Here is a 2,517-nt window from a genome sequence, read left to right as displayed (position 1 = left end):
GGCACGGCGAGGTAGGTTGGCCCCGGGGGCGGGGCCACCGCCACGCGGAGCGCTCGGGCGAGATCCGACGCGACGGCCTCCGCCGAGAGGCTCTGCCAGGACCACTTGGTGAAGCCACGCAGGAGCGACGCCAATTCCGGAAGGGCACAGAACCCGTCCTCTGCCAGGACCCGCCGGTCCTTGTGCCCAGCCGTTACCACGACCGGCGACCGATCATGGTACGCGTTGAAAATCTGGCTCATGCCATTCATCGTGCCGACGGAAGTGTGAAGCCCAACGACTCCCACCCGGCCGCTGGCACGCGCATAGCCGTCCGCCATGGCGACGGCGGCACTCTCGTGGAGGGCGAGCACATAGCGCAGCCTCCCGTCCGCGCGCAGTGCTTCCAACAAGGCCGCCTCCGTCGAACCGGGCAGGCCGAAGAGCATGCCAACCTCAGCTGCGCGCAGTGTGGCGACGAAGGCTTCGGCCGCGTTCACGCTCGTCCCCGCCTATGGCACCGGTGGCCCGAGTACCTGATTCGCATGATCGATAAAGGAATGGTCGATGAACGTACTGAGCGCCGGCGGGTCCGGCACAAGCCCGATCTGATGGAAGAAATTCTCCGCCTGCTGGATGCTCTCGACGTTGAGTTTGCCGGTCGGGTTCAACCCTGCCGGGATCATCTCGGCCCACAATCCGGGATCCTTGATCGGGGTCCATTGTGTCAAAATCTGGATGATGCGCGCTTTCTCCACGCCGCGCGCCATCGCTGCGTTGTAGGCTCGGATGCCCTGTATGTAGGCGATCATGAACTGCTCCGCCCAGTCCCGGTGGGTGGCGAGAAAGCGGGAGCCGTAGGCAATGGTTCCGACCTGCTGGCCGGGGACGATCTCGTCGACGGTGATCAACCGGACGCCGATCTCGCTCTTGATCGCCTGCGTGGCAAATGGTTCAGTCATCATCGCGATGGGCACCGCTTTATTACTGAGCGCGGCGATCTGCGCGGGGAACGGTATCGGCTGGATATGGACGTCTTCAGGCGTCAATGACGCACGCGCAAGATAGACCGACAAGGCGAAGCCGTTTGCCGTGCCGAGACCTGGGGGCGTCATCGCGATCGACAGGCCCTTTAGGTCCGCCGGCCCCTTGATCCGAGACGCATAGTCCTTGCGCACAATGATCGAGATATACCCCCAACCTTTCAGCAGCGCCCCTTTGTCCGCCACGACTTTGAAACCGCCCGCCCTGACCGTATTGAACATGGCCGGGTTGACGCCGACATCGGCGATGTCGACCCGATCGGTGGCAAGGGAAGCGGCGAGCTCCGACGCGGACCCGCCTAGGTTGAGGAACTCTACCCGGAGTTCCTGGGCCGCAAAGTAGCCAAGGCCATCGGCCACATAGACGCCCGCATTGGACGAACTGGCAGTGGACAGCGTGATACGTACCGTGCGGAGCGCGGCGGCGGCCCCGCCCACAGGCGACGGTATAGCCAACAAGGCCGCTTGGACAACGGCGGCGCAGACGACGAGGAGGGCGCCGAGGGGGCCACGCGCCGAGCAAGACACCTCTGCCCTCCTTCTCCCCGTTCACCGGGTCGGAAACCCTTGGCTTCTTTTCTTCTGCGGCAGTGGATTCCTCCGTGGGCCTCCGCTCGTATCTTTTACGTGTTGGCCGGCAAGGCGGGCGAGAATCGGCCGTGGTAGTTTTCTGAACGCGTAGAGGCAGCGAGCGATCAGAAAGGGTCGTGTTCGCCGAGGGGCGATCGACGGATCAGGCCTGGCTTCTTCTCCGGCCTCAGGCCCTTCAGGGCCGCGTGGCGCAGGCCGTCCTTCCGCCGTTGCCGGTATTCCACTTCGACCACCAGTGTGGGCCGCACCCAATGAGGCGGAAGATCCGTACGGAGTTCGCCGTAGTGGTCGCGCAGGTCTGGAACGGATGAGCACGGGCAGGTTTTCCGTTGCGCGGTCTCGAGTTCCCGGAGGATGACCAATCGCGTCTCATTGGTTAAGCCGGATCCCACCAGCCCTGAATAGACGAGGTTCCCCTCTCGGTCGTATTGCCCCAGAATCAGCGAACTCAGGTGATTGGGACGGCTGGCGAGATAACCGCAGACCACGAACTCCTCCCGGTGATGAATGGGGACCTTGATCCAGTCAGGGCTCCGAAATCCGGGCCGGTAGATGCTCCCCTTACGCTTCACCACGATGCCTTCCAAACCCATGATGGCACACGCCCTCATCAGGCGCGCACTCTTTGCAGCGGGGAATCCCTCGGTGAGTTTCACGGCGTCGGACTGAAGGGCGTGTTGCAGTTCCCAAAGGACGGCCTGCCGGTCTTCGAGGGGGCGTAAGAGCAACGAATGACCGTTGACGTGCAGGCAGTCGAAAACCATGTAGCAGAGATGGCCGGGGGGTTTCCCGTTCCGGGGTCTTAGTCGTGTCTGCAACGCCTCGAAGTCGGGTTGTCCCTTGTCGTTGATGACGATGACTTCCCCGTCCAACAGGATCGAGATGGGGAAACCTCGGAGCGCAT

At 63.2% G+C, this 2,517-nt stretch carries 3 protein-coding genes; all 3 read right to left on the bottom strand.

Annotation, left to right across the window (positions count from 1 at the left end; genetic code table 11):
- Positions 1 to 479 (bottom strand): thiamine pyrophosphate-binding protein (locus tag VFP86_16960; protein HET9001332.1); only part of this gene is annotated, 479 nt, incomplete at its 3' end.
- A 12-nt stretch (positions 480 to 491) separates the two neighbouring features.
- Entirely contained in the window at positions 492 to 1,460 is a 969-nt protein-coding gene (locus VFP86_16955; protein ID HET9001331.1) for an ABC transporter substrate-binding protein, read from the bottom strand.
- Between the two features lie 257 nt (positions 1,461 to 1,717).
- The coding region (locus VFP86_16950) for a hypothetical protein (protein HET9001330.1) at positions 1,718 to 2,517 on the bottom strand (800 nt) is incomplete at its 5' end.

This window comes from bacterium, from assembly GCA_035703895.1.
Taxonomy (GTDB): Bacteria; Sysuimicrobiota; Sysuimicrobiia; order Sysuimicrobiales; family Segetimicrobiaceae; genus Segetimicrobium.
The sequence above is the reverse complement of the archived record's forward strand: the minus strand, read 5'-3'. Positions and strand labels throughout refer to the sequence as shown.